The 587-nt window shown below is 65.4% G+C and carries 1 protein-coding gene; it reads left to right on the top strand.

Translation table 11 applies throughout. The annotated features are described in order from the left end of the window. Nucleotides 1-378: 378 nt before the first annotated feature. On the top strand, nucleotides 379-587 hold a 209-nt coding region (locus IEZ09_RS47340; protein ID WP_368856234.1), incomplete at its 3' end, for a hypothetical protein.

Here is a 587-nt window from a genome sequence, read left to right as displayed (position 1 = left end):
GTGGTGGGGAGTTCGGTGGTGGGGAGTTCGGTGGTGGGGAGTTCGGCGGTGGGGAGTTCGGCGGTGGGGAGTTCGGCGGTGGGGAGTTCGGTGGTTGGGAGCTGAGTGGTGGGGAGTTCGGTGGTGGGGAGCCGGATGTGATGGATGAGGGTGGTGTGGAGCAGAGCGGGCTGGATCCGTTGACGCTTGATCCGGCGTTGTTGTCCACCTTTGGTTTTGTCAGTGCGCCTCCGTTGTCGCCTGGTGTTGAGCAGGGGCAGATGGACGCTGGGGATGAGCCGTTGGTGTCCTTTTCGGACGGAGCGGCTGCGGTTGGACAGGCTCCGGTTGGACAGGGACAGATGGACGCTGGGGATGAGCCGTTGGTGTCCTTTTCGGATGGACAGGCTCCTGATGGGCAGGCTCTGGATGGACAGGCTGGTGCGGTTTTGTCTGGTGTGGGTGATGTTGGGCTGGGGGTGGTTGATGAGGGTGGTGTTGTGGGGGAGGTGGTGGGTGCTGGTGCTGGGCGGAGGCGTGCTGGCGGGAGTCGCCGGGGTGGTGAGCGGGCGCCGCGGGCGAAGCCGGTGCGGCAGTCTTCGAAGGTG

Origin of the sequence: Lentzea flava, assembly GCF_014648475.1 — a bacterium.
GTDB classification, from domain to species: domain Bacteria; phylum Actinomycetota; class Actinomycetes; order Mycobacteriales; family Pseudonocardiaceae; genus Lentzea; species Lentzea flava.
Note: the sequence above shows the minus strand (reverse complement) of the source record. Positions and strands in the feature narration are given on the sequence as shown.